Annotated in this window: 26 protein-coding genes; 15 read left to right on the forward strand and 11 right to left on the reverse strand. The window is 49.5% G+C overall.

All coding sequences use genetic code 11. The features are described from left to right. The first annotated feature begins 60 nt into the window (after positions 1–60). A complete protein-coding gene (ligB, locus tag OGY68_RS03535) occupies positions 61–1,740 on the forward strand; it encodes an NAD-dependent DNA ligase LigB (protein ID WP_057066882.1) in 1,680 nt (559 codons plus the stop codon). Here ligB and OGY68_RS03540 read toward each other — a convergent pair. Continuing rightward, positions 1,737–2,354: a trimeric intracellular cation channel family protein gene (locus OGY68_RS03540; protein ID WP_038635410.1), complete on the reverse strand. Its 618-nt coding sequence runs from the start codon at positions 2,352–2,354 to the stop codon at positions 1,737–1,739. The two genes, ligB and OGY68_RS03540, sit on opposite strands and share 4 nt — an antisense overlap. A gap of 258 nt (positions 2,355–2,612) precedes the next feature. Then, a complete protein-coding gene (locus OGY68_RS03545; RefSeq protein WP_003024052.1) occupies positions 2,613–3,476 on the reverse strand; it encodes a YicC/YloC family endoribonuclease in 864 nt (287 codons plus the stop codon). Positions 3,477–3,601: 125 nt separating this feature from the next. On the opposite strand from OGY68_RS03545, the gene rph reads away from it, so the two are divergent. Beyond that, positions 3,602–4,318, forward strand: coding sequence for a ribonuclease PH (gene rph, locus OGY68_RS03550; protein ID WP_003024054.1), 717 nt, complete (start codon positions 3,602–3,604; stop codon positions 4,316–4,318). 65 nt (positions 4,319–4,383) lie between these two features. Next, positions 4,384–5,025 (forward strand): orotate phosphoribosyltransferase, encoded by a 642-nt coding sequence (gene pyrE, locus OGY68_RS03555; RefSeq protein ID WP_020996052.1) that lies wholly within the window; start codon positions 4,384–4,386, stop codon positions 5,023–5,025. Positions 5,026–5,091: 66 nt separating this feature from the next. Here pyrE and slmA read toward each other — a convergent pair whose 3' ends face one another. From slmA to coaBC, 3 genes are all read right to left on the reverse strand, one after another. Beyond that, complete coding sequence (gene slmA, locus OGY68_RS03560; protein WP_003827257.1) at positions 5,092–5,688, reverse strand: nucleoid occlusion factor SlmA; 597 nt, start codon at positions 5,686–5,688, stop codon at positions 5,092–5,094. A gap of 116 nt (positions 5,689–5,804) precedes the next feature. Continuing rightward, entirely contained in the window at positions 5,805–6,263 is a 459-nt protein-coding gene (gene dut, locus OGY68_RS03565) for a dUTP diphosphatase (RefSeq protein WP_003827259.1), read from the reverse strand. Beyond that, positions 6,241–7,461, reverse strand: coding sequence for a bifunctional phosphopantothenoylcysteine decarboxylase/phosphopantothenate--cysteine ligase CoaBC (gene coaBC / locus OGY68_RS03570; protein WP_100247204.1), 1,221 nt, complete (start codon positions 7,459–7,461; stop codon positions 6,241–6,243). The genes dut and coaBC overlap by 23 nt, the downstream gene beginning before the upstream one ends. A 171-nt stretch (positions 7,462–7,632) precedes the next feature. Between coaBC and radC the strand changes: the two genes are divergently transcribed. From radC to mutM, 4 genes are all read left to right on the forward strand, one after another. Next, positions 7,633–8,298: a RadC family protein gene (gene radC / locus OGY68_RS03575; RefSeq protein ID WP_032945377.1), complete on the forward strand. Its 666-nt coding sequence runs from the start codon at positions 7,633–7,635 to the stop codon at positions 8,296–8,298. A 276-nt stretch (positions 8,299–8,574) separates the two neighbouring features. Next, positions 8,575–8,811 (forward strand): 50S ribosomal protein L28, encoded by a 237-nt coding sequence (rpmB, locus tag OGY68_RS03580; protein ID WP_003024071.1) that lies wholly within the window; start codon positions 8,575–8,577, stop codon positions 8,809–8,811. Positions 8,812–8,831: 20 nt separating this feature from the next. Continuing rightward, positions 8,832–8,999 (forward strand): 50S ribosomal protein L33, encoded by a 168-nt coding sequence (gene rpmG / locus OGY68_RS03585; RefSeq protein WP_003024094.1) that lies wholly within the window; start codon positions 8,832–8,834, stop codon positions 8,997–8,999. A gap of 98 nt (positions 9,000–9,097) precedes the next feature. Beyond that, positions 9,098–9,907: a bifunctional DNA-formamidopyrimidine glycosylase/DNA-(apurinic or apyrimidinic site) lyase gene (mutM, locus tag OGY68_RS03590; RefSeq protein WP_057066878.1), complete on the forward strand. Its 810-nt coding sequence runs from the start codon at positions 9,098–9,100 to the stop codon at positions 9,905–9,907. A gap of 38 nt (positions 9,908–9,945) precedes the next feature. Here the strand turns inward: mutM and coaD are convergent, their stop codons facing one another. Both coaD and waaA read right to left on the reverse strand, forming a co-directional pair. Continuing rightward, entirely contained in the window at positions 9,946–10,425 is a 480-nt protein-coding gene (gene coaD, locus OGY68_RS03595; protein ID WP_003024099.1) for a pantetheine-phosphate adenylyltransferase, read from the reverse strand. An 8-nt stretch (positions 10,426–10,433) separates the two neighbouring features. Next, positions 10,434–11,711: a lipid IV(A) 3-deoxy-D-manno-octulosonic acid transferase gene (waaA, locus tag OGY68_RS03600; RefSeq protein WP_057066876.1), complete on the reverse strand. Its 1,278-nt coding sequence runs from the start codon at positions 11,709–11,711 to the stop codon at positions 10,434–10,436. A 408-nt stretch (positions 11,712–12,119) separates the two neighbouring features. Here waaA and rfaQ point away from each other — a divergent pair, with 408 nt between their 5' ends. From rfaQ to OGY68_RS03630, 6 genes are all read left to right on the forward strand, one after another. Continuing rightward, a complete protein-coding gene (gene rfaQ / locus OGY68_RS03605; protein ID WP_020996054.1) occupies positions 12,120–13,187 on the forward strand; it encodes a lipopolysaccharide core heptosyltransferase RfaQ in 1,068 nt (355 codons plus the stop codon). Then, positions 13,184–14,308, forward strand: coding sequence for a glycosyltransferase family 4 protein (locus OGY68_RS03610; RefSeq protein WP_057066874.1), 1,125 nt, complete (start codon positions 13,184–13,186; stop codon positions 14,306–14,308). The genes rfaQ and OGY68_RS03610 overlap by 4 nt, the downstream gene beginning before the upstream one ends. Then, complete coding sequence (gene rfaP / locus OGY68_RS03615) at positions 14,301–15,101, forward strand: lipopolysaccharide core heptose(I) kinase RfaP (RefSeq protein ID WP_008786473.1); 801 nt, start codon at positions 14,301–14,303, stop codon at positions 15,099–15,101. The genes OGY68_RS03610 and rfaP overlap by 8 nt, the downstream gene beginning before the upstream one ends. A 121-nt stretch (positions 15,102–15,222) precedes the next feature. Continuing rightward, positions 15,223–16,608 carry an O-antigen ligase family protein gene (locus OGY68_RS03620; RefSeq protein ID WP_125363607.1) on the forward strand — a complete coding sequence of 462 codons (1,386 nt, stop codon included), beginning with the start codon at positions 15,223–15,225 and terminating at the stop codon, positions 16,606–16,608. Further along, positions 16,605–17,642, forward strand: coding sequence for a glycosyltransferase family 9 protein (locus OGY68_RS03625; RefSeq protein WP_003827303.1), 1,038 nt, complete (start codon positions 16,605–16,607; stop codon positions 17,640–17,642). Before OGY68_RS03620 ends, OGY68_RS03625 begins: the two co-directional genes overlap by 4 nt. 71 nt (positions 17,643–17,713) lie before the next feature. Then, positions 17,714–18,820 (forward strand): glycosyltransferase family 9 protein, encoded by a 1,107-nt coding sequence (locus tag OGY68_RS03630; protein ID WP_057066870.1) that lies wholly within the window; start codon positions 17,714–17,716, stop codon positions 18,818–18,820. A gap of 60 nt (positions 18,821–18,880) precedes the next feature. On the opposite strand, the gene rfaC is transcribed toward OGY68_RS03630, so the two are convergent. The 3 genes from rfaC to rfaD are packed head-to-tail and all read right to left on the reverse strand — an operon-like array spanning position 18,881 to position 21,828. After that, positions 18,881–19,843: a lipopolysaccharide heptosyltransferase RfaC gene (rfaC, locus tag OGY68_RS03635; protein ID WP_286616843.1), complete on the reverse strand. Its 963-nt coding sequence runs from the start codon at positions 19,841–19,843 to the stop codon at positions 18,881–18,883. A 3-nt stretch (positions 19,844–19,846) separates the two neighbouring features. Beyond that, complete coding sequence (gene rfaF / locus OGY68_RS03640) at positions 19,847–20,893, reverse strand: ADP-heptose--LPS heptosyltransferase RfaF (protein WP_032945368.1); 1,047 nt, start codon at positions 20,891–20,893, stop codon at positions 19,847–19,849. A gap of 2 nt (positions 20,894–20,895) precedes the next feature. Next, positions 20,896–21,828, reverse strand: a complete 933-nt coding sequence (gene rfaD / locus OGY68_RS03645) for an ADP-glyceromanno-heptose 6-epimerase (RefSeq protein ID WP_032945367.1) — start codon at positions 21,826–21,828, stop codon at positions 20,896–20,898. A 214-nt stretch (positions 21,829–22,042) separates the two neighbouring features. Here rfaD and kbl point away from each other — a divergent pair, with 214 nt between their 5' ends. Further along, a complete protein-coding gene (gene kbl / locus OGY68_RS03650) occupies positions 22,043–23,239 on the forward strand; it encodes a glycine C-acetyltransferase (RefSeq protein WP_003827313.1) in 1,197 nt (398 codons plus the stop codon). A 9-nt stretch (positions 23,240–23,248) separates the two neighbouring features. Continuing rightward, positions 23,249–24,274, forward strand: coding sequence for an L-threonine 3-dehydrogenase (tdh, locus tag OGY68_RS03655; RefSeq protein ID WP_032945365.1), 1,026 nt, complete (start codon positions 23,249–23,251; stop codon positions 24,272–24,274). Positions 24,275–24,326: 52 nt separating this feature from the next. Here tdh and OGY68_RS03660 read toward each other — a convergent pair whose 3' ends face one another. Further along, positions 24,327–25,013: a lipopolysaccharide core heptose(II) kinase RfaY gene (locus OGY68_RS03660; RefSeq protein ID WP_008786466.1), complete on the reverse strand. Its 687-nt coding sequence runs from the start codon at positions 25,011–25,013 to the stop codon at positions 24,327–24,329. Positions 25,014–25,078 lie beyond the last annotated feature (65 nt).

The raw sequence follows: 25,078 nt of genomic DNA on the forward strand, positions 1-25,078 counted from the left end.
CTGTTTCTATTTCACTTCGCGCTATACCTGCCGGGAAACGTATCGTTCAGCGGAGATAGCATGGGATTATGGAAATGCATAGGGCTGGTTTTACTGGTGTGGCATTTACCTGCGTGGGCGGTATGCCCCGTCTGGTCGCCTGCCAGGGCAAACGAGGAAATTTCACGACTACAGCAGCAGATTACACAGTGGAATGACAGTTACTGGAAGCAAGGGGAAAGTGCCGTAGACGACGGCGTTTATGACCAGCTCAATGCGCAACTAATTCAATGGCAGCGCTGTTTTGGCGATGAAGTCCCACCAGATCTGTCTGTGCCCCCAATAAGTGGCACCGTCTCGCATCCAGTTCCCCACACGGGCGTTCGAAAACTTGCTGATAAGCAAGCGCTACAGCAATGGATGCTCGCTCGCAGCGATCTCTGGGTGCAACCGAAGGTGGATGGTGTGGCGGTGACGTTAGTCTATCGCAATGGCAATCTGGTACGGGCGATTAGCCGTGGTAATGGCCTGAAAGGCGAAGACTGGACGCAAAAGGTTCTGCAGATCCCTTCCGTACCACATTCCACCAAGGGGAAACTCGCTAACAGTACGTTGCAGGGTGAGATATTTTTGCAGCAAGAGGGGCATATTCAGAAGCAGAGAGGGGGAATGAACGCCCGCTCGAAGGTTGCTGGATTAATGATGCGCCAGGGCAATCCGGAAATGTTACGCTCGCTGGCAATTTTTATCTGGGCCTGGCCTGATGGTCCGGCGGTCATGCCTGAAAGACTGGAGCAGCTCACGGCTGCCGGGTTCAGTTACACGCAACGTTATACTCACGCCGTGAAGAATGCGGATGAAGTCGAAAAGTTGCGCGCCAGGTGGTGGAGTTCAGCATTACCTTTTGTGACAGATGGTGTCGTGGTGCGAACGGCAAAAGAGCCACGGGCAAAGTATTGGCTACCCGGGCAGGGTGAGTGGCTGGCGGCGTGGAAATATCCTCCCGTGACGAGGGTATCTGAGGTTACTGGTATTCAGTTCTCCGTTGGTAAAAGCGGGAAAATTGCGGTGGTTGCATTGCTGACTCCCGTCATGCTGGATGATAAACGCGTACAGCGCGTCAATATTGGCTCCGTCCGACGCTGGAATGAATGGGATATCGCGCCTGGCGATCAGATTCTGGTGCGCCTGGCTGGACAAGGGATACCCCGTATAGACGAGGTGGTCTGGCGCAGCACTCAGCGTACTAAGCCAATACCCCCCGAGGGGCGCTTCAATTCATTAACCTGTTTTTATGCTACAGCGGAGTGCCAGGAACAGTTTGTTGCCAGACTGGTCTGGCTGGGCGGCAAAGAGGTGCTGGGGCTGGAGGGGATCGGCGAGGCGGGATGGCGAGAGCTCAACCAGGTGTATCGCTTTGAACATATCTTTTCCTGGCTTGGGTTAACTCAGGAACAGTTAGAGTCTGCACTTGGTGTAATCAAAGGGGAGAAGCTGTGGCATCAGTTCAACCTGTCGCGCGATCTCCCGTTCACACGTTGGGTTATTGCCATGGGAATACCGTTAACACAGGCAACCCTGAATGCCAGTCGGGATGCTTCGTGGCAACAATTGCAGGACCGTGATGAGCAAAGCTGGCGGCAGCTCCCTTTCATGGGGGAACGGCGGGCACGACAGATCATTCAGTGGCTGGAGACCAGGGAGGTCATAGCGCTGAGCAACTGGCTGGCTGCCCAGCGTATTACGGGCTTTATGCCTTAATGACCTTCATGGCGATAATAAAATACTGGCAGGCCCAACTTCAGGCGTAGCGCCAGTAAGCGGGCGGTAAAACCGAAGAGTAGGGTAGAGATAACCACCACATCGTGGCTGGAGACGTAATGTTGCAGCACGATGTAAAGCACGGCAGCGGCAAAAGAAACCCCAGCATACAGCTCTTTCTGGAACACTAACGGAATGCGTTTGCAGAACATGTCGCGTAACACGCCACCGAAGACGCCGGTCGTGACCGCAGCGACCACGGCGATAATCGGCCCGTGACCCATATCCAACGCCACCTGTGCGCCAATAATAGAAAAGACCACCAGGCCCAGCGCATCCAGTACAAGGAATATTTTACGCAGGTAGGGCATAACAGGAGCAATAATGGTGGTGAGTACCGCAGCGGCTGCCACGATAATGACGTATTCGGGATGCTTGACCCAGCCAAGCGGATAGTGGCCGAGAAGAATGTCGCGTACCGATCCGCCGCCAATGGCCGTCGCGGTGGCAATGATAATGACGCCAAATGTATCCATACGACGACGCCCAGCAGCAAGCGCACCGGTCATGGCTTCGGCAGTAATACCAATTAAATATAAAACGTGTAACAGCATGTATTCCCCCTGATTTGCTGGGGGCTAAGGTTAACGATTTGTGCGCCTTGTCACGATTGAGATTTTCTAAGGTGAAGTGATTTTAATAACTACAGCTAATGCGAGTTTGCTGAAAATGCGTGGTGATATGCGCTTTGTATTATGACCTTCAATAAAGAATGATGAGAAAATATAATTCGAATTGAACAAGGGAGTATCAAAGCGTCGGGAAAAATACGTAGCCTCGCCATTTATTGGCGGGCTACGTAGAATGGTCGCTTACTCGATGTTCTGAATTTGCTCGCGCATTTGCTCGATCAGTACCTTCAGTTCAATCGCGGAATTCGTCACTTCGGCATTGATAGACTTCGATGCCAGAGTGTTCGACTCACGGTTGAATTCCTGCATCATAAAGTCCAGACGACGGCCAACCGCCTCTTTTTTCTTCAGAATGTTGTAGGTTTCTTTGACGTGGGCTTCCAGACGATCTAATTCTTCCGCCACATCGATACGTTGCGCCATCAGCACCAGCTCTTGCTCAAGGCGGTTATTTTCCAACTGCACCTGGGCGTCTTCCAGTTTGGCTACCAGACGCTCGCGCTGCCATTGCAGGATTTCTGGCATATGAGCACGCACTTTTGTGACTTCAGCACTGACGCCTTCCAGACGCTGCTCGATCAGCGCTTTCAGCGCCTGACCTTCGGTTTCACGCGCAACGATGAAGTCATCCAGCGTACCGTCAAGCGCGGCGAGGATTTCGGCGGCAATGGCGTCCAGATCCTGCTCCTGGGCAGCCATTACGCCTGGCCAGCGCAGGATATCAACCGGGTTGATTTCACCTTCATCGCTCTGCATTTTGACCCAGTTAGCAGCGCTAACGAGCTGTTTAGCGAGTTTTTCATTCAGAATCAGCTCGCCTTGCGCGCTGGCATCAGGCTCAAAACGCAGGGTACATTCGACTTTACCGCGCGTCAGACGCGTGCGAATACGTTCGCGAACAACGGGTTCGAGACTACGGAACTGCTCCGGCAGGCGAAAATAGGTTTCCAGATAACGCTGGTTTACCGAGCGCATTTCCCAGGTGGCGCTACCCCATTCACCCTTGATTTCACGCCGGGCGTAGGCGGTCATGCTGCGGATCATAGACGTTCCTGTTTTTAAAGATGAGATGGGAGGATTATAGCCATCCGCGTCTTGTCAGGATAGGAATAACAGTCGGAAGTCCGTATAATGCGCAGCCACATTCGTTTCAAGCCGGAGATTTTATCATGCGTCCAGCAGGTCGTAGTGCCAATCAGGTGCGTCCCGTCACCCTGACCCGTAATTATACAAAACACGCTGAAGGCTCCGTGCTGGTCGAATTTGGTGATACCAAAGTGCTGTGTACCGCCTCTATTGATGAAGGCGTACCGCGTTTTCTGAAAGGTCAGGGCCAGGGCTGGATCACCGCAGAATATGGCATGCTGCCACGCGCCACGCACACCCGTAACGCCCGTGAAGCGGCGAAAGGTAAGCAGGGCGGCCGTACCATGGAAATCCAGCGCCTGATCGCTCGTGCGCTGCGCGCCGCCGTTGACCTGAAGACGCTCGGTGAATTCACTATTACGCTGGACTGTGATGTTATTCAGGCAGATGGCGGTACGCGTACTGCATCGATTACTGGCGCATGCGTTGCGTTGGCGGATGCGCTGAACAAGCTGGTGGCGAGCGGTAAGCTGAAAACTAACCCGATGAAAGGGATGGTTGCCGCGGTTTCCGTGGGCATTGTGAACGGTGAAGCACTCTGTGACCTTGAGTACGTTGAGGACTCTGCTGCTGAAACCGACATGAACGTAGTGATGACTGAGGACGGTCGCATTATAGAGGTTCAGGGTACGGCGGAAGGCGAACCGTTCAGCCATGAAGAACTTCTCACCCTACTGGCATTGGCCCGAGGGGGAATCGAATCCATTGTAGCGACGCAGAAGGCGGCGTTAGAAAATTGATTTTAAAGGCGACTGATGAGTCGCCTTTTTTTTGTCTGTAATAAAGTGAGATGAGGAGCGAATCCATGAAACCGTATCAGCGCCAGTTTATTGAGTTTGCGCTTAGCAAGCAGGTACTAAAGTTTGGCGAATTTACGCTGAAATCCGGGCGCAAAAGCCCCTATTTCTTCAACGCCGGGCTGTTTAATACCGGGCGCGACCTGGCACTGTTAGGCCGTTTTTATGCCGAAGCGCTGGTGGATTCCGGTATTGAGTTCGATTTGCTGTTTGGCCCTGCCTACAAAGGTATTCCGATTGCGACTACTACGGCTGTAGCACTTGCGGAACATCACGATAAAGATATGCCGTACTGCTTTAACCGCAAAGAGGCGAAGACCCATGGCGAAGGCGGTAATCTGGTAGGTAGCGCACTTGAGGGGCGTGTCATGCTGGTAGATGATGTTATCACCGCAGGTACGGCGATTCGTGAGTCGATGGAGATTATTCAGGCGAATGGCGCCACTCTGGCGGGGGTACTGATTTCTCTCGATCGTCAGGAACGCGGTCGCGGCGAGATTTCCGCGATTCAGGAAGTGGAACGCGATTATGGCTGCAAGGTGATTTCTATCATTACCCTGAAAGATCTGATTGCGTATCTGGAAGAGAAACCAGAGATGGCGGAGCATCTGGTGGCAGTACGGGCCTATCGCGAAGCGTACGGCGTTTAAGAACTGCCGGATGGCGCTGCGCCTATCCGGCCTACGTAACCCCGTAGGCCGGACAAGACGAAATCGCTACTGCAATTGAGCGGCAACCAACGGCCAGCGGGTGTCAAAATCATCCGTTGGGCGGTATTTAAATTCGCTACGTACAAACCGGGACAGCATACCTTCGCAGAAAGCCAGTAACTGGCTGGCCAGCAGCGTTTCATCCACGGTGTAGCCTTCACCTTCACGCATTCTTTTTTCTCGCAGAACCTGGCGCAACTGCGCTTCAATGCGCTCAAAAAGTTGGTTAATGCGACCTTGCAGACGGTCTTGCTCGAACATCAACGCGTGTCCGGTCAGAATTCGTGTCAGGCCTGGATTACGCTCACCAAACCCTAAAATCAGCAGAACGATCAGACGCAGACGCGCGTTGGTGTCTTTTTCATCTTTCAAAATCAGATTGATACGCGTAATCAGACTATCTTCGATAAACTCAATCAGGCTATCGAACATACGGGTCTTGCTGGGGAAATGGCGATACAATGCCGCTTCGGATACGCCAACTGAGGCTGCCAGCTTTGCTGTGGTGATGCGTTGGCTACCATCGCTGGACTCAAGCATCAGTGCCAGAGACTGAAGTATTTCTTCGCGACGATTCCTTTTCGCAGTTTGCTTTTCTACCATGTTACAAAATACCCCTGAAAATAAGCTCTTGCCAGGCAGGCATCCACACAGCGACCGCAAACTGTTGTTTGCGGTGTGTTATTGCGTTATTACGCTATGGGATGCTTTTCTGCGGGTTACTTGCGCCCGGAATGGCCGAAGCCACCTTCGCCACGATCGGTGGCTTCAAACTCTTCCACCAGATTAAATTCAGCCTGCACGACCGGTACAAATACCATCTGCGCGATACGTTCGCCCGGCTCAATAGTGAAGCTGTCCTGACCACGGTTCCAGACGGACACCATCAGTTGGCCCTGGTAGTCGGAATCAATCAAACCAACCAGATTGCCCAACACGATACCGTGCTTATGGCCCAGCCCGGAGCGCGGGAGCATTACCGCTGCCAGAGAAGGATCGGCAATGTGGATAGCTAACCCGGTTGGCACCAGCGTTGTTGCGCCCGGCGCCAGCTCTACGGCGTCATCAAGACAAGCACGCAGGTCAAGTCCGGCAGAACCAGAAGTGGCGTACGTCGGGAGCGGAAATTGTTGCCCTACGCGCGGGTCCAGAATCTTAACGTCGATTTTTTTCATCATAACGGGTCACGATCTCGTCGAGTAATAATTGGCCCAGGAGTTCTTTACGCTCAAGCGGTAAGACTTTGTCTCCATCCTGCCAAAAAAGGTGTAATGCGTTGCTATCGCTGTTAAACCCTTGAGTTGACAGCGAAACGTCGTTCGCACAGATCACATCAAGGTTTTTGCGGATGCGTTTTTGCCGGGCATATTCTTCCACATTATTTGTTTCGGCGGCAAACCCAACGACAAAAGGACGGTTAACATCCAGTGCGGCAACACCGGCGATAATGTCCGGATTTTTGACCATTTTTACTGTTAATTCATCGCCCTGCGTCGCTTGTTTTTTTATTTTTTCGTGGGCGACAGTTTCAGCGCGATAATCAGCGACTGCAGCGCAGCCGATAAAAATATGCTGTTGTTGCACCGTAGACTGCACAGCGGCTTCCATTTCCAGCGCGGTCATCACATTAACCCGTTGAACAAATGGTGGTGTGGATAACGAAACCGGACCCGATACCAGTGTGACGTTTGCCCCGCGCTTTGCGGCAGCGGCCGCGATCGCAAACCCCATCTTCCCGGAACTGTGGTTGGAAATATAACGCACGGGATCAAGCGGTTCACGCGTCGGACCCGCCGTAATCATGATGTTGAGATGTTGCAGATCGTTGACAGGTGAAAAATGTTCTGCCGCCATATCCACAATCGTTAACGGATCCAGCATGCGCCCAGGGCCGATATCACCACATGCCTGACTACCGCTGTCAGGACCCCAAATGAGTAAACCGCGTGAGGCAAGAATACCCAGGTTGTGCTGGGTCGCGGCAGAGCGATACATCTGCTGGTTCATGGCTGGCAGTACAGCAACAGGAGCAGGCGTTGCCAGACAAATCGTTGACACCAGGTCGTTGGCCATACCTGCGGCGACACGAGCAATCAGGTCTGCTGTAGCGGGCGCCAGGATGACCAAATCGGCCCATTTCCCCAGCTCAATGTGGCCCATCGCGGCTTCGGCTGCGGGGTCAAGCAGGCTGTCGGAAACGGGATAACCTGAAACCGCCTGTAAACTCAGGGGAGTAATAAATGCTTTTGCCGCTTCGGTCATCGCCACGCGGACGTCAGCGCCGCGTTCCCGTAAACGACGCACCAACTCAGGGGTCTTGTACGCAGCAATACCGCCACTGACGCCAAGTACGATTTTTTTACCGGCCAGGCTCATCATGATCTTTCCTGTTGGGTTTCACCAGAAGGCGGATATTTTATCACAATCCGCAATTTGTCGTGCTTTTGACCGTGCTCCACTTTGCGAGGCGCTACGAAGAAGTGAAAACAACGCGTCGAATCACCGTCGGTGTTATGCCACTATGCGGACGCGAGAGGAGGGAGAAGTATGGAAAATACAGGAAGTATGATGCCCCGGGAAAAGCTATTGGCGCAGGGGGCCAGTTCTCTGACCGATGTTGAGCTTTTGGCTCTTTTTTTACGTACCGGCATGCAGGGTAAAGATGTGCTTACGCTGGCGAAAGAGATGCTTCAGCATTTTGAGTCGCTGTATGGCCTGTTGTCTGCTGATTACATGGATTTTAGCTATGTTCAGGGAATCGGTATCGCGAAGTACGCGCAGTTGAAGGGGATTGCTGAGCTGGCAAGACGCTACTACAACGTGCGAGTGATAGAGGAGCGTGCTCTACTTAGTCCGGAAATGGCGCGTGAATTTCTGCAAAGCCAGCTTTCGCAAGAGGAACGTGAGATCTTTCTGGTGATCTTTATGGATTCTCAACATCGCGTGATTAAACACAGCAAACTTTTTTCCGGTACGCTTAGCCATGTCGAGGTGCATCCGAGAGAAATTGTCCGTGAAGCGATAAAAATGAATGCTTCTGCGGTGATCCTTGCGCATAATCACCCTTCGGGGTGTGCAGAGCCGAGTAAAGCAGATAAACTCATCACCGAGCGTGTTGTGAAATGCTGTCAGTTCATGGATATCCGGGTGCTTGATCATCTGGTCATTGGGCGCGGAGAGTACGTTTCTTTTGCGGAACGCGGTTGGATTTAACGCACTTTACGCGATCCATCGGGATCTTTGTCTGTTCGGGACTTGAGCACATCGCTGACTCAGCGTATACTACGCCACCTTTGAGAATCTCGGGTTTGGCATTTGGGCCTGGCAATCGAGAGTTCGCAAATACGCAAAATCATTCTTGTTGCGTCCAATGACGAGGCAACATTGAAAGATTAAGTGTATTGAACTGCGATAACCGGGCTGAGAAGCCTGACGAGGCGCCAATACCCCATACGAAGCTCGAGCTAATTTGATTTTTGGAGAATAGACATGTCCCGAGTCTGCCAAGTTACTGGCAAGCGTCCGGTGACCGGTAACAACCGTTCCCACGCACTGAACGCGACTAAACGCCGTTTCCTGCCTAACCTGCACTCTCACCGTTTTTGGGTTGAGAGCGAGAAGCGTTTTGTCACCCTGCGTGTATCTGCTAAAGGTATGCGTGTTATTGATAAGAAAGGCATCGAAACAGTTCTGTCTGAACTGCGTGCCCGTGGCGAAAAGTACTAAGTACTAAGAGGAAATAAATCATGGCTAAAGGTATTCGTGAGAAAATCAAGCTGGTTTCTTCTGCTGGTACTGGTCACTTCTATACCACTACGAAGAACAAACGTACTAAGCCGGAAAAACTGGAACTGAAAAAGTTCGATCCAGTTGTTCGTCAGCACGTTTTATACAAAGAAGCGAAAATCAAATAATTTTCGTTTTGATGTAAAGAAAAACCCTGCCTCGGCGGGGTTTTTTGTTTTCTGGCCGTCCCCATATTAATGAGACCTCACATACCGCCGGAGATACTATGCCTGAATTACCTGAAGTCGAAACCAGCCGCCGTGGTATTGAGCCGCATCTGGTGGGGGCAACGATTATGCACGCGACGGTGCGTAACGGTCGTTTGCGTTGGCCAGTATCTGAGGAAATCTATCGTCTGAGTGATCAACCTGTCCTCAGCGTACAGCGGCGCGCGAAATACCTGCTGCTAGAACTGGCGGATGGCTGGATAATCATTCATCTGGGGATGTCGGGTAGCTTGCGTATCCTTCCTGAAGAGCTTCCGGCAGACAAGCACGACCACGTTGACTTAGTGATGGGCAACGGCAAAGTTCTGCGTTATACCGATCCCCGTCGCTTTGGCGCCTGGCTGTGGGCTAAAGAACTGGATGGACATAATGTACTCGCTCATCTTGGCCCTGAGCCGCTGAGCGACGATTTCAACGCCAATTATCTACAGCAGAAATGTGCGAAGAAGAAAACGGCGATTAAACCCTGGCTGATGGATAACAAGCTGGTGGTGGGTGTGGGTAATATCTACGCCAGCGAGTCGCTATTTGCGGCTGGGATTCATCCTGACCGTCTTGCGTCATCATTGTCGAAAGATGAGTGTGAATTGCTGGTACGCGTAATCAAGGCGGTGTTGCTGCGCTCTATCGAGCAGGGCGGGACGACGCTGAAGGACTTTCTGCAAAGTGACGGTAAGCCTGGCTATTTTGCCCAGGAGCTGCAGGTCTATGGGAGAGAAGGTGAACCTTGCCACGCATGTGGCGCACCGATTGTTGCGACAAAACACGCCCAGCGTACAACGTTCTATTGTCGTCGCTGTCAGAAATAGTTTCATTGCTGGCCGGATGCTGCATCCGGCCTGGTGCATTACTTCAGTTTACTCATTAACGCCTGATGGACGTTTTCCGGCAAAAAGTGCGTCACGTCACCCTGGTGGCGGGCAACTTCTTTCACCAGTGACGATGAGATAAAAGACCACTCTTTAGATGGCATCAGAAAAACGCTTTCCAGCTGTGGCATGAGGTGGCGGTTCATATGGGCCAGCTGCATTTCATACTCAAAATCGGCTACCGCGCGCAGGCCACGGATCAGAATATTCGCCTGATTATCACGGGCAAAGTTTGCCATCAGATCGCTGAATCCCAGCACTTCCACATTGCCAAGATGCGCCGTTGCCTGTTGTGCCAGCTCAACGCGCTCTTCCAGAGTAAACATCGGCTTTTTACTGGGGCTTGCGGCAATCGCCAGAATCACGTGATCAAACATGCTTGTCGCACGCGTCACGATATCGAGGTGGCCGTTAGTAATAGGATCAAAGGTTCCTGGATAAATCGCCCGTTTTTGCATGACTTGCCTCAATGCGTTTTGGGTGGCAGGTAAGGTTCCAGCAGTTGCAGCAGACGCTGTAGCGCGCCCTGATTTTGATACAGAACTTCAACTGCGTGACGGCCATAAAAATTACGATAATCTGCATCGGTCAGTAAAGAAGAGACCTCTTTCACCAGCGTAGTTGCGTCGGTGACGGTGATCAATCCGCTTGCCTGTTCGAGACGGGCGCAAATATCTTTAAAATTAAACGTATGTGGTCCCATCAACACCGGAATAGCATGTGCTGCCGCTTCCAGCGGGTTGTGTCCACCACGTTCAACCAGTGAACCGCCGACAAAAGCAAGGTCGGCAATGCCATACAGCAACATCAGCTCACCCATGGTATCGCCGATCACAACCTGAGTACCTGATGATGGAACTTCACCCGAAGAACGAGTGGTATAGCTTAGTCCAGCCTGGCGTACGAGGTTAATGGCATCCGGGAACCGTTCTGGATGTCTGGGGACCAGAATCAGTAAAAGATTCGGGAACTGATTTAATAACGCCTGATGAGCGGCAATGACGATGCTTTCTTCACCGTCGTGGGTGCTGGTTGCAATCCATACCGGGCGGTGAGGCGCCCATTGACGACGTAATGTCACCGCTTTTGCGGCCAGTTGCGGTGTGACGGATATATCAAACTTCAGGCTGCCAGTAACGGTGACTTGATTGCTTCTGGCGCCAAGCGTAATAAAACGTGCGCCATCTTCTTCGTTTTGTGCGGCAATCAACGTAATTCGACGCAGTAGTCTGCCAACAAATTTACCTAATTTCGCATAACCAGCGGCTGAACGAGCAGAAAGACGTGCGTTGGCAATGACCAGAGGAATGTGGCGCTTATGGAGTGCCGCGATCAGATTTGGCCACAGCTCGGTTTCCATAATTAACACCAGTTTGGGGTCAACTTTATTCAGAAAACGGTTCAGGGCATCCGGTAAATCGTATGGTAAATAAATGTGCTGAACGTCAGTACCAAAAGCAGATTGTACGCGCTCGGAACCGGTTGGCGTCATGGTGGTTACCGTGATCGGCAAGTCGGGATAACGATGTCGCAGAGCGCGAACTAATGGGATTGCAGCCAGCGTTTCGCCCACAGAAACCGAATGAAGCATGATGCCGCCAGGTTTTAGCGGGCGGCGATAAAAGCCGTAGCGTTCGCCCCAGCGTTTACGGTAGGCCGGAGCCTTACGTCCGCGCACCCAAAGCCGTATCCAGATCAGAGGCTGAATAAGATAGAGCAATGTGGTGTAAAGCAACTCAAGCATGGGCGTTAGCTGGCTAATGGATGTGCTGTGGATTCTATGTATTTACCCGGTGCTTTGCTATTACTTTTGCCATTCAGGGACCAATTAGACGCTAAAGTGGTCAATCTGACGTGTGATAGACCATTAAGTTACATTCTGGTGTAACTCTTTGAAATTAAAGTCAGGGGCTAGAGAAGATAACAAAATTGGTTTTAAAGTTGGCATCAATCTGCGCTAATGAATTGATTGGAAAGACGAAAAGAAAAATGTGCTTAACTTTTATTCGTATCGGATTGCCACTAAAGAAGTGGTACACTAGCGCGCAAAATTTTAGTGCGATATCAGTAATCAGGCAACTGTTGAGCTTGGGGCGGTAGCGTGCTTTTTTTTGCTTAACGGTATCGGACACTCTCAACAAAAGAGCCGCTTGTGGAAAAGTTATTCAGAAATATCCTAGTCATTAAAATGCGTTTTCATGGCGATATGCTGCTGACAACCCCCGTCATAAGTACATTAAAACGTAACTATCCTGATGCCAAAATCGATGTGCTCCTTTACGAAGACACAAAGCCGATTTTATCTGAAAATCCGGAAATTAATGCGCTATATGGAATCAGTAAGAAAAACGCCACGACAAAAAAGAAAATCGCTAATTTCATTTCATTAATAAAAAAGTTACGCCAAAACCAATATGATTTAGTAATCAACTTGACCGATCAGTGGCTGGTTGCACTATTGGTCCGCTTTTTGTCCGCGGATACAAAACTTTCCCCTGATTTCCCGCACCGTCAGAAGCCTTTCTGGCAGAAGAGCTTTACGCATCTTGTGCCGATTACTGGCGACCATATCGTCGAGCGTAACCTGTCGATTCTGAATCCACTTGGGCTTAAAACACTCAATCACGAACTGTCCATGCACTACGCTCCTTCCCATTGGAAAAATATCCATGAACAGCTAAAACAGCTCAACGTGGGTGAGCGCTATGTGGTTATTCAGCCAACCGCACGTCAGATCTTTAAATGTTGGGATAACGAGAAATTTTGCGAGGTTATTGATGCCTTACAGGAACAAGGTTATCCGGTTGTGCTGACTTCTGGACCAGGGAAGGAAGACCAGGAATGTATCCATGATATTGCTGAGGGATGCAAATTATCTCCCGTCACCGCGCTTGCGGGTAAAACGACGTTTCCTGAATTGGCTGCTCTCATTGATCATGCTGCGTTGTTTATCGGTGTTGACTCCGCGCCTATGCATATTTCCGCAGCGGTGAAGACCCCTATCATTTGTTTGTTTGGCGCGACGGATCATATTGCGTGGCGGCCATGGGCGGAAAATGTCACGCTGCTATGGGCTGGAAACTATCAGCCAGTACCGCCAAGAGAGCAGCTGGACCGCAGTTATAAATATCCGTCAGTGATCCCTGCGGAAGATGTTATTAACGCCGCCTGGCAAGTGCTCAATGGCGACGCGCCAGAAATTGAGGTGAATGCACAATGATTGTTGCCCTCTGTCTGTACAAATATTTTCCCTATGGTGGGCTACAGCGTGACTTTATGCGTATCGCTAAAACGATCGCGGCGCGCGGGCATCATGTCCGAGTCTATACACGATCCTGGCAAGGGGAGCGCCCGGCGGAATTTGAGTGCGTTGATGTCCCGGTTACCGCACATTCCAACCATGGACGAGATAAACAGTATCAGACGTGGGTTCAGCAGCATTTATCTCAGTACCCGGCAGACCGTGTCCTGGGTTTTAATAAAATGCCGGGGCTGGATTATTACTACGCAGCGGATGTGTGTTATGCGGCGAAGGTAGCGAAAGAAAAGGGGGTCTTGTATCGCTTAACGGCGCGATACCGTCACTACTCAGCCTTTGAGCAAGCTGTGTTTAAACCAGGGATGAAGACAAAGTTGCTGATGCTGACTACAAAACAAATCCTTGATTTTAAAATGTATTACCATACGGAAGACGAGCGCTTTCAGCTTCTTCCGCCCGGCATCTATCCCGATAGAAAATACAGTAGCCAGGCCCCCGGTAGCCGTGAACGCTACCGTGAAGCCAACGGCATCACTCCGGATCACTTCTTATTGTTGCAGGTTGGTTCTGATTTTTCACGAAAAGGAGTCGGCCGCTCAATTGCCGCTGTCGCCGCACTGCCTGAGGCTCTCCGTCGTCAAACCCAGCTCTTTGTTGTTGGTCAGGATAAACCTCGCGCATTCGCTGCGCAGGCAGAAAGAATGGGTGTGAAAGAGAACGTCCATTTCTTTGCTGGGCGTGATGATGTTGCACATCTGATGGCGGCTGCGGACGTGTTATTACATCCGGCGAAGCAGGAAGCTGCGGGAATTGTACTGGTTGAAGCTATCGCGGCGGGTTTGCCTGTGCTCGTGACGGAGGTCTGCGGGTACGCACCTCACGTAGCGGCGGCAGGATGCGGTGTTGTATTGAGTGAACCTTTTGAGCAACATGCGCTTGATGACGATTTGCATAAGGTCCTGGCGGATAGTTCTCTTCGTGAAAAGTGGGCGAAAAATGCGCGGCATTATGCGGATACGCAGGATCTTTATAGTTTGCCAGAACATGTAGCGGATATTATTACAGGTGAATTGCATGGTTGAGTTAAATGAACCCTTTGCCACATTGTGGAAGGGAAAAGACCCATTCATCGAGGTTAGAAAGCTTCAGGGTGAGGTCTTTCGGGAACTAGAAACCCGTCGCACACTTCGTTTTAGCGTTGCTAATAAGAGCTATTTTTTGAAGTGGCACCGAGGTACCACTTATAAAGAAGTCATTAAAAATCTACTGTCACTTCGTATGCCGGTACTGGGTGCCGACCGTGAGTGGAATGCCATACACCGTTTAGCCTCCTTAGGCGTTGATACGATGCATGGCGTTGCATTTGGCGAAACGGGTTGGAATCCGGTAAAGAAAACCTCTTTTATCATTACCGAAGATTTAACGCCAACTATTAGCCTGGAAGATTATTGTGCGAATTGGTGTGTTGAACCCCCGCATCCGCACGTAAAAAGAATGCTGATTCAACGTGTAGCCGATATGGTTCGCGCGATGCATCTTGGCGGTGTTAACCATCGTGATTGTTATATTTGCCATTTCTTACTTCATCTTCCATTTGATGATAAAAATGAAGATAGTCTAAAAATTTCGGTGATCGATCTGCATCGGGCACAAATTAGAAATAAAGTGCCTTTACGTTGGCGTAATAAGGATCTTATCGGGCTTTATTTTTCGTCCGACAATATTGGATTGACGGCCCGAGATTATTATAGATTTTTAAAAATATACTTCAATCGTAGCCTGAAAGATATTATTAAGAATGAGGGTGTGTTCATTGAACAGGTTGAAGGAAAAGCCAGATCTATTCGCGAAAGAACAATTCGCAAATCATTATAATATTAACTGAAAAAATATGTTGTAAATGGAATTTGTATTTCATGGAATGAACTCATACTATGTCTCTTCTTGCATTTTTTATTTATAAATATGTGTCAGGTTTTGTTTCAATAGGGTTTATATGAATTCAAATACACAAACGCAAGCCTCATGTAAAGGTATTGCAGTTTATTTGTTGTTAATTTCATTTTGTGTTCTATGTTTTGTTTGGCCTATACAGAATTCTATCTTGCCAGCCAATAGGAATTTCTTCATATATTTAAGTGCAGCTCTAACTTTATACTTTTGCGTTTGTAGAAAATATGTATCTATTGAGCTTAGTCAACTGGCGAAATATGCTGTCGCTTTAATTCTTATTTTTCTCGTGTTTACACTGATCAATGGATTATTTGTTGCAGTTGATGTGGGGAAAATGCTGCGCAGCTGGCAGGGACAGTACCTGCGTGCGGGGCTATTATTCTTTGTTGGACTCTTTTTGTATCCAATCTGTAAGTATCATTTTAAATATATAACAGCCAATAAGGTATTGTCTTTAGTTGTTCTGTGTTCGCTAGGGGTGATATTTATTCACCTGCTGCAGAATATCTATTTTTATATCAAGACGGGAACGATACTCTGGGGTGAGACGTGGATTGTACCAACTCGCACCGAGATGAGCTTTCAGATAAACATGGTTTCGGGAATTTTACTGGCAGAACTTGCCTGTCGACTGTTCCTGGGCCGTAAGTATCTAATTTTCAGCAACAAATTGATGGCTGCCTTTATTTTGCTGTGCTTCATCTGTTCAGCATTAGCGAAGACCCGCTGGGGAACTATTGGTCTGATTGGTAGTACGATTTCTATCTGCGTATTTATTGCCTTAAAAGCGATTAGCCGAAAGAACTTGCCGAAGCTCTGTCTGGCTGCACTGGTCGTTGCGATGGTAGTAGGCATTATAGGCTACACTTCCTGGCATCAGGACTCCCGTTGGAAAAGCCTAAGCATGGATATGGTTGCTGGCTGGGATCTGGGTATGCACAGTCGTTGTTATAACGGTTTTGATGGCCCGTTGATGCAGGACAGCACTGGCCGCATAATGGATGACTCGAATAGTTGCCGGGCATCGTTCTTCCGTCAGGGGAGCGAACTGATCGCTGAATATCCGTTTGGTGCGGGTCCGCGAAAAGATGCATTCTTAGTGCTTCTGCAGGAAAAATATCACGACCCTATTATTCAGCAATCTAACAGCCATTACGGGTTGATTGATGTCGCGCTTCAGAACGGTATCCTTGGGCTTATCAACTGGGTGGCATTCGTCATGTTGATGATCCTTATTGGCTGGCGCGCATTCTCTCGTGATTTAATAATTCCGGGTCTGTACTTGTCTCTTTTCACGGTGAGCTTCTTGTTCCGTAGTGGTGTAGATAACATGATGCGCGATCACTATCTTGAGCAAAACCTTGCGTTATCAGGTTTAATGCTGGGACTGATCTTTACGAGTAATAAAATATCACGGGCTAAAAAATGAAAGTTTTAATTATTCGTAGAGATAATATTGGTGACTTGATACTGACAACGCCGCTGATCTCGACTATTGCAAAAGACATGAATTGTAAAGTTGATTTGTTGGTTAACACCTACAATCAATCGATTATCGAAAATAATCCTCATGTAGGTAAAGTTTTCTTATACAGCAAGCTGCACCACCGTTCTAAAGGTACATCTAGCCTTAAGGTATTGTTTCAGCGCCTGAAGACGATTATCGATCTGCGTCGTGCTAAATATGATGTCGCGATTATTGCCAAAGAGCATTGGGATAAACGACCTTTACAGTGGGCAAAATTAGCGGGTGCTAAAAGAATTATCGCTATTGGTAATGACTGCCCGGACATTGTCACCGATGCCATTCCTGAAACTCAGGAGCAGCTTCATCTGGTCAATTTATTGAATAGATTAACGGGACCGCTAGGCTGTACTTCTAAACCAGGTCCGCTGGAGCTGTATGTCACACCCCAAGAACTGGCTGATATAAAAGCAAAGATAGAATTTCCACAGGATAATTTACCTGTTTATGGGTTGCAGATAAGTTCCCGAAGAGAAGAACAACAATGGCAAAAAGAAAAGTTTGTTGAGCTTGCGCATAAACTTGCAGCCATACAGGCGTGCCATATTATGTTATTCTGGTCTCCAGGAAAATCAGATAATAAATTACATCCCGGTGATGATGATAAGGCTGATTTTATCAGCGCGCAATGTGCCGATCTGCCGATTATTCCAGTAAGAACGAATAGCGTTCGTGAGCTGATGGCCGGTATGTCACTATGCGATCAGATTGTGACCAGTGACGGCGGTGCCTTGCATATTGCTGCTGGGGTGCGCAAACCAGTGGTGGCGCTGTTCGGCAACAAGGCTGCATGGCTATGGACGCCATGGGGTGTGCCGTACGAAATGCTGCAAGGAAAAGATTATGATGCTCGCAATATTAGCGTCGATGATGTATTTACGCGGTTTGTAAGTCTGCAGGAGCAAGTGCGTAAAAATACCGCAATGGATGAAGCATAAGTTTACTTATTGCTATAGATAAGTTGATATATTGATGCCTGTCTGGCGATAGATTAAATGGGTTTTATTTAATGATTAGAGCATTGAGAAAAAAAATTCAGCTATTACTGGTTAATCTTTTTTTAATGATATACACCCGTAAGAAAGATTTTTCTTTTAGTCAGCAAGAATTTGAAAATCAGGATAAAAATCAGCTGAAGAATATCCTGATTTATTCTTCAACGGCGCTGGGTGATTTCATGATGAACTCTCCAGCAATTCATGCGCTCCGCCAGACATATCCTTCTGCGACAATCACCCTGATTTGCCACAAAAAGATGTATGACTTCCTCAAAGGGGGGAGTGACTGGGACGATCTTATCTCATGGGATAATAAACTCACCACCCTCCCGGCATTGGTTAAAGAGATCAAGAAACGTGGAACGCCAGACCTGACGGTAATTCTTCACTCACATACACCTTACGATTTCCTTAGCGCCATTATTGCTGGCACAAAGTATGTCTTTGTGGATAACGATAAGCAGGACATCCCACTCGTAAGTAAATGGGCAACCAACAGAATCAGTAAATTCGTTGGGCATACTATTCAGCGAAAGCTGGAGCTTATCATGCCGTTGCTGAATGAAAAGCCAGACAACAGTATGCACCTGCCGTTTCCTGTCGAACGTACGGTGAGCGAGGAAGATTCAAAGCTGCGCTGGATTGGTTTTCAAATGGGAGCATCATCCTTTAAGAAATGCTGGCCTGTTGAGCGATTTGTCACTTTCGCAAACCAACTTTTTGCCCATGATGATGTGCGTGTCGTCCTGATTGGCGCGCCGAATGAAGTGCCTCTGCAGGACGAATTTTTGCAAAAGCTGGATAGCCGCTTTCATGACCGCGTAAAGCCACTTATCGGTAAAACGACGCTTAAAGGGTTGATTCAGGAAGTGAAGAATATGGACCTGCTGGTAACATCTGATACAGGCCCTATGCACCTTGCCGTGGCAATGCGGGTACCGACGGTGAGTATGTATGTGATCACCTCACCCTATCTTTATGGCCCCTATCAGGACCCTCAATTGCACAAGGTGGTTTACAAAGCCTATACGACGCTGGATGAAATTAAGTATCGTTCAGCGCTAGAGAAGGTGAGTTGCGAAGAGATCATGGCGCATGTAAAACCATTCCTGCAGTAAGCTTACCGATGCTCTGCATGTTCTGATAAGCGTGCAGAGCACCCGTCCCGAGTCGGGGGATTATACGTCGGACGGTAGGTGTGTTAGTACTTGCTGAGCGGTGAGTAACGACAGTTTTCCTTCCGGAGCAATGCACGTTAACTGATTCTTACCGTAGCCACCAATGAGCCCTGGGTCGGTGGGACCATACAGCGTAACGTTTGGGCGATTGAGCGCGGCGGTCAGATGACTAAGGCCTGTATCAACCGAAACTACAAATTTAGCACCGGCGAGGATACGCGCAATTTCCTCAAGACTCATCCTTGGCAATACATCGACATTATCAAATCCTTCCGCAATTCTTCTTGCTCTTTCCTCTTCATGCGCTGCTCCCCAGGGAAGTTTAATGCGAATCCCTGTCTTCGGTATCAGCGTAATAAGGTCCCGCCAGTGCGCTTCTGTCCAATGCTTATCATCTCGCGTGGTCGCATGTAAAAATACAGCGTAGGGCTGCGAATTAGACGTTTGCTGTTTTACAAAATGCTGCGCAATCGCGTAATCACCCTGCAACTGCGGTTTAGCATACCCCAGGCTTTTGGCGAACAATTCACGGGTACGTTCCACCGCGTGCTGCTGTTTGGCTATGTGATGTTTGCGATTATAAAACAGACTTGCCAGCGGTTCGCGGGCTGTGCTCCAGTCCATACCATGCTTGATGCCACGTGCCAGACGTGTCACCAACGCGGCGCTTTTAACTAAACCCTGAGCATCGATTATTGCGTCATAATGCTGTAAACGCACCGCATCGTGAAACGCTTTACGCTCGGCTTTAATCGGCGCTGAAAACCAGGCTTTACGCCAGCGACGGATCGCTACTGGAATAACCCGGTCAACAGCTGAATGCCAGGCGGGGATTTGAGCGAACCCTTCTTCCACCACCCAATCAAATTGAATACCCGGAATAGCCTGCTGCGCATCAGTTAATGCGGGCAACGTATGCAGTACATCGCCCATAGACGACGTTTTAACGATCAGAACCCGCATCCGTCAGGCTTCCTCTTGTAACAACAGGTCGTTGAGTTCTTCCAGTACGCGCTGGGGTGTGATGTCCATCAGACTCTGGTGATAGCCTTCTGCCGCATCGCCCTTACGCACTTTGTGATACCCCGTAATCAGGCGAATGACACGTGCCTTGTGGGAAAGCGGGGGCGTAAAATCCGGGCTGCTTGGACCATACAATGCGACCAGTGGACGGTTCAGTGCTGCGGCCACGTGCATTAATCCAGAATCGTTGGTGACGACCGCTTTGCAGGCGGCGAGCAGAATGACGGCCTGTTCCAGCTGTGTTTCGCCCGCCAGATTACGGCACCAGGCTTGCTGTTCAGTGCTCAGCGTTGCCAGGATCTCATTGCCAGCTTCATGGTCTTTTGCTGAGCCAAACAGCACAATCTGATGGCCTTCATCGATCAACTGCTTCGCCAACTCTGCGTAGTGGTAATGTGGCCAGCGTTTTGCTGGACCAAATTCCGCACCTGGGCAAAAACCGATGATGGGGCGTTCGGCTGAAAGGGAGAACTGGCTACAGGTTAGCGATTTTTCACCCTCACTGACCTGCAACTGTGGCCATAGCAGAGGCTGCGGCAAATCTTTGGCCGTCAGCATCACGCCTTTATCATAAGCCAGAGCCACATAGCGCTCGACCATCAGTGGCCATGCGTCTTTATCCAGTACGCGCGCATCGTTCAGCAGACCGTAGCGCATCTCGCCACGCCAACCGGTACGATGGGGAATACCCGCAAAGAACGGCACCAGAGCGGATTTAAACGAGTTAGGCAGCACATAAGCGCGGTCATAGCGCTTCTCACGCAGACTGTGGCCGAGTTTACGGCGCTCGCCGATCTCCAGCGCGCCGTGCCCCAACGGCATGGCGATAGCTTCGTTGACTTCTGGCATGCGCGACAATAACGGACGGCACCAGGCAGGTGCCATCACGTCGATTATCGCCTGGGGATAGCGCGCCTTGAGCGTGCGATAGAGACTTTGCGACATCATCATGTCGCCCACCCAAGACGGGCCAACCACCAAAATTTTCATACTTACGCGTCGCGGTTCAGCCAGGCCATATATTCCGTGACGCCTTCGGCGACGGTTTTAAACGGCTTGTCATAGCCCGCTGCGCGCAGGTTCGTCAGATCTGCCTGGGTAAATGCCTGGTAGCGGCCTTTCAGTTTTTCCGGGAATGGAATGTACTCAATGCTGCCTTTTTTGTGGTACGCCAGCGTAGCATCGGCAACGGCCTGGAAAGATTCCGCACGACCTGTACCGAGGTTAAAGATGCCGGAAACCCCATTTTCCAGGAACCACAGGTTTACCGCAGCCACGTCGCCTACATAAACGAAATCACGTTTGAAGTTTTCACTGCCTTCAAACAGTTTTGGCGTTTCGCCATTGTTAAGCTGGGTGTTGAGGTGGAAAGCAACGCTTGCCATGCTGCCTTTGTGGCCTTCACGCGGTCCGTAAACGTTGAAATAGCGGAAGCCAACAATCTGAGAATTGGCTTCTGGCAGGATCTGACGCACGTACTCGTCGAACAGGAATTTTGAGTAGCCGTAGACGTTCAGCGGTTTCTCATATTCACGGGATTCGATGAAATCAGAAGTGCGACCGCCGTAGGTGGCGGCAGAGGACGCGTACAGGAACGGGATTTCACGCTCCAGGCAGTAGTGCAGTAGCTCTTTGGAGTATTGATAGTTGTTGTCCATCATATACTTGCCGTCCCACTCGGTGGTGGAAGAGCATGCGCCTTCGTGGAAAATCGCTTCGATATCACCGAAATCTTCCCCGGCCATAATCTGGATCAGGAAGTCTTCCTTGTCCATGTAGTCAGCAATATTCAGATCCACCAGGTTAACAAACTTGGTACCGTCTTTCAGGTTGTCCACCACCAGGATGTCGGTGATACCTTTATCATTCAGGGCTTTAACGATGTTGCTGCCGATAAAGCCCGCGCCGCCGGTAACGATGATCATAAATGTAACCTTTGAATTATGGAGTCAGAGACAATCTCAGACACGAATACTTCTATCATATCACTACATGGCTTAGGCTTCAGCCATTCACCGATAAGCCGTGCGGGTACACGTGATTTATGCTTCATTTTGAAGAAGTGATGATGCGTCATCTCGTATCAACGTATAGCTTTGGGTAATATGTGCTGAAATTTGCCCAGTCTGGAGAATTGAAATGCGTGGGGATTTTTACAAACAGTTAACGAACGATCTCGAAACCGCACGTGCGGAAGGATTGTTTAAAGAAGAACGCATTATTACATCTGCCCAGCAGGCGGATATCACCGTGGCGGATGGAAGCCACGTTATTAACTTTTGTGCGAACAACTATCTGGGACTGGCTAACCATCCGGAACTGATTGCAGCGGCAAAAGCGGGTATGGATTCTCACGGATTTGGTATGGCTTCGGTTCGCTTTATTTGCGGTACCCAGGACAGCCATAAACAACTGGAGCAAAAACTGGCGGCATTCCTCGGTATGGAAGATGCCATCCTTTACTCTTCTTGCTTCGACGCCAACGGTGGCCTGTTTGAAACGCTGTTGGGCGCAGAAGACGCAATTATTTCCGATGCCCTGAACCACGCTTCTATCATTGATGGTGTGCGTCTGTGTAAAGCAAAACGTTTCCGTTACGCCAACAACGATATGGTGGAACTGGAAGCTCGCCTGAAAGAAGCGCGTGAAGCGGGCGCTCGTCATATCCTGATCGCCACTGATGGCGTGTTCTCTATGGATGGGGTAATCGCTAACCTGAAAGGCGTTTGCGATCTAGCGGATAAATACGACGCGCTGGTCATGGTTGATGATTCCCATGCCGTCGGTTTTGTCGGCGAAAATGGTCGTGGCTCCCATGAATACTGTGACGTGATGGGTCGCGTGGACATCATCACCGGTACGCTGGGTAAAGCACTCGGCGGCGCATCCGGTGGTTACACCGCAGCGCGCAAAGAAGTTGTTGAGTGGCTGCGTCAGCGTTCCCGCCCTTATTTGTTCTCCAACTCACTGGCACCGGCGATTGTTGCGGCTTCCATTAAAGTGCTGGAAATGGTTGAAGCTGGCAGCGATCTGCGCGATCGCCTGTGGGCGAATGCACGTCAGTTCCGCGAGCAAATGTCTGCCGCAGGCTTTACGTTAGCCGGTGCGGATCACGCGATCATCCCGGTTATGCTGGGTGATGCAGTAGTGGCGCAGGCATTCGCCCGCGAACTGCAAAAAGAGGGGATTTACGTTACCGGATTCTTTTATCCGGTGGTTCCAAAAGGCCAGGCGCGTATCCGTACCCAGATGTCTGCGGCGCATACCCCTGAGCAGATTACGCGTGCTGTTGAGGCGTTCACACGCATTGGTAAACAACTGGGCGTTATTGCCTGAGGATGTGAAATGAAAGCGTTATCCAAACTGAAAGCGGAAGAGGGCATTTGGATGACCGACGTTCCTGAACCGGAAGTCGGTCATAACGATTTGCTGATTAAAATCCGTAAAACAGCCATCTGCGGGACTGACGTTCACATTTATAACTGGGATGAATGGTCGCAAAAAACCATCCCGGTACCGATGGTCGTTGGGCATGAATATGTCGGCGAAGTTGTTGGCATCGGTCAGGAAGTTAAAGGCTTTAAAATCGGCGATCGCGTTTCAGGCGAAGGTCATATCACCTGCGGGCATTGCCGTAACTGCCGCGGTGGACGTACTCACCTGTGCCGCAATACGACCGGTGTCGGTGTAAACCGCCCTGGCTGCTTTGCGGAGTACCTGGTGATCCCGGCATTTAACGCATTTAAAATCCCGGACAATATCTCCGACGACCTGGCGTCTATCTTCGATCCGTTTGGTAATGCAGTGCACACGGCGCTGTCGTTCGATCTGGTTGGGGAAGATGTGCTGGTTTCCGGTGCGGGTCCAATCGGTATTATGGCGGCGGCGGTCGCGAAGCACGTTGGCGCACGCCACGTGGTGATCACCGACGTTAATGAGTATCGCCTTGAGCTGGCGCGCAAAATGGGTATCACCCGCGCGGTCAACGTGTCGAAAGAGAATCTGACCGACGTGATGGCTGAACTGGGTATGACCGAAGGGTTTGATGTGGGCCTGGAGATGTCCGGGGCGCCGCCAGCGTTTCGCGCCATGCTGGACACCATGAACCACGGTGGCCGTATTGCTATGCTGGGTATTCCGCCATCTGATATGTCAATCGATTGGACCAAAGTTATCTTTAAGGGGCTGTTTATTAAAGGTATCTACGGTCGTGAGATGTTTGAAACCTGGTACAAAATGGCTGCACTGATCCAGTCTGGTCTGGATTTGTCGCCGATCATCACCCATCGATTCTCCATCGATGAATTCCAGCAGGGCTTTGACGCGATGCGTTCAGGCCAGTCAGGGAAAGTGATCCTGAGCTGGGGTTAGTATTAAGCCGGTAAGAATGAATAGCCAGATATGATTAATATCTGGCTATTTTTTACTTGCCGCGAATTTTTCGTGAAAGTCGGCGAAGCTTTTCTTTCAATAAAATCAGGTTATAAACGAAGCCATGACCCTGAATATCGATATTGTATTTATTCCGGAGCGTGAGGATATCGTTCGCCTGGCATATTTTCATAATGCCTTTGCATGAAAGATCGATAATTTTAAGTTCACCTGATGACGTTCTAATAAAATTCCCAGGGTGAATATCATTCGATGCAAGACCTGCATTGTGAAGCTTAATAATACAGTCTTTCACCTCTTCGGCATTACTTTCATTGATATCGGCAAGGGGTTTACCATCAATGTATTCATGCACGGTTGACACTTCAACACATTGACGAAAGTGACATTTTTCGGCAACGTAGTACAGGTCTGCAGTACAGGCGCGTTGCTCTGGAGTTAAGCGTGCCAGTCGTTTAATCATATGTGAATAAAAGGGCCCGGAAATAAAGTTTAGCGCTTTTTTTTCAAAGCGATTGTCTATTTCACGGTCGTTCTTGACAATAAACTTTTTATTTTCATATTCGACAAGATGGACGCTGCGAAAGCCATTTTCAGCATTCAGTTGTTTCCCTTTTATTTCATTATTTGATACTTTTTCCATCAACAAAGGGAAATTAATTTTTTCTTTCTTGAAATAAACATTAAAGTCATTTAATTCAGCCTTACTAATGTTCATTAAATTCGCCTTCGTATATTAATCTGTTGTGGATAGTTATGCTCTGTATTATACAAAATTGTATC

The organism is Citrobacter sp. Cpo065 (assembly GCF_030332805.1).
Lineage (GTDB): Bacteria > Pseudomonadota > Gammaproteobacteria > Enterobacterales > Enterobacteriaceae > Citrobacter > Citrobacter portucalensis.

Bases quoted from the DNA above. Each gene is read 5' to 3' on its own strand.
- rfaF (WP_032945368.1), bottom strand. From the start codon at position 20,893: ATGAAAATTTTGGTGGTTGGCCCGTCTTGGGTGGGCGACATGATGATG.
- rfaD (WP_032945367.1), bottom strand. From the start codon at position 21,828: ATGATCATCGTTACCGGCGGCGCGGGCTTTATCGGCAGCAACATCGTT.
- OGY68_RS03630 (WP_057066870.1), top strand. From the start codon at position 17,714: ATGATTAGAGCATTGAGAAAAAAAATTCAGCTATTACTGGTTAATCTT.
- coaBC (WP_100247204.1), bottom strand. From the start codon at position 7,461: ATGAGCCTGGCCGGTAAAAAAATCGTACTTGGCGTCAGTGGCGGTATT.
- OGY68_RS03620 (WP_125363607.1), top strand. From the start codon at position 15,223: ATGAATTCAAATACACAAACGCAAGCCTCATGTAAAGGTATTGCAGTT.
- OGY68_RS03610 (WP_057066874.1), top strand. From the start codon at position 13,184: ATGATTGTTGCCCTCTGTCTGTACAAATATTTTCCCTATGGTGGGCTA.
- mutM (WP_057066878.1), top strand. From the start codon at position 9,098: ATGCCTGAATTACCTGAAGTCGAAACCAGCCGCCGTGGTATTGAGCCG.
- ligB (WP_057066882.1), top strand. From the start codon at position 61: ATGGGATTATGGAAATGCATAGGGCTGGTTTTACTGGTGTGGCATTTA.
- OGY68_RS03625 (WP_003827303.1), top strand. From the start codon at position 16,605: ATGAAAGTTTTAATTATTCGTAGAGATAATATTGGTGACTTGATACTG.
- coaD (WP_003024099.1), bottom strand. From the start codon at position 10,425: ATGCAAAAACGGGCGATTTATCCAGGAACCTTTGATCCTATTACTAAC.
- rpmB (WP_003024071.1), top strand. From the start codon at position 8,575: ATGTCCCGAGTCTGCCAAGTTACTGGCAAGCGTCCGGTGACCGGTAAC.
- dut (WP_003827259.1), bottom strand. From the start codon at position 6,263: ATGATGAAAAAAATCGACGTTAAGATTCTGGACCCGCGCGTAGGGCAA.
- slmA (WP_003827257.1), bottom strand. From the start codon at position 5,688: ATGGTAGAAAAGCAAACTGCGAAAAGGAATCGTCGCGAAGAAATACTT.
- tdh (WP_032945365.1), top strand. From the start codon at position 23,249: ATGAAAGCGTTATCCAAACTGAAAGCGGAAGAGGGCATTTGGATGACC.
- kbl (WP_003827313.1), top strand. From the start codon at position 22,043: ATGCGTGGGGATTTTTACAAACAGTTAACGAACGATCTCGAAACCGCA.
- pyrE (WP_020996052.1), top strand. From the start codon at position 4,384: ATGAAACCGTATCAGCGCCAGTTTATTGAGTTTGCGCTTAGCAAGCAG.
- OGY68_RS03545 (WP_003024052.1), bottom strand. From the start codon at position 3,476: ATGATCCGCAGCATGACCGCCTACGCCCGGCGTGAAATCAAGGGTGAA.
- OGY68_RS03660 (WP_008786466.1), bottom strand. From the start codon at position 25,013: ATGAACATTAGTAAGGCTGAATTAAATGACTTTAATGTTTATTTCAAG.
- waaA (WP_057066876.1), bottom strand. From the start codon at position 11,711: ATGCTTGAGTTGCTTTACACCACATTGCTCTATCTTATTCAGCCTCTG.
- rpmG (WP_003024094.1), top strand. From the start codon at position 8,832: ATGGCTAAAGGTATTCGTGAGAAAATCAAGCTGGTTTCTTCTGCTGGT.
- radC (WP_032945377.1), top strand. From the start codon at position 7,633: ATGGAAAATACAGGAAGTATGATGCCCCGGGAAAAGCTATTGGCGCAG.
- rfaC (WP_286616843.1), bottom strand. From the start codon at position 19,843: ATGCGGGTTCTGATCGTTAAAACGTCGTCTATGGGCGATGTACTGCAT.
- OGY68_RS03540 (WP_038635410.1), bottom strand. From the start codon at position 2,354: ATGCTGTTACACGTTTTATATTTAATTGGTATTACTGCCGAAGCCATG.
- rfaP (WP_008786473.1), top strand. From the start codon at position 14,301: ATGGTTGAGTTAAATGAACCCTTTGCCACATTGTGGAAGGGAAAAGAC.
- rph (WP_003024054.1), top strand. From the start codon at position 3,602: ATGCGTCCAGCAGGTCGTAGTGCCAATCAGGTGCGTCCCGTCACCCTG.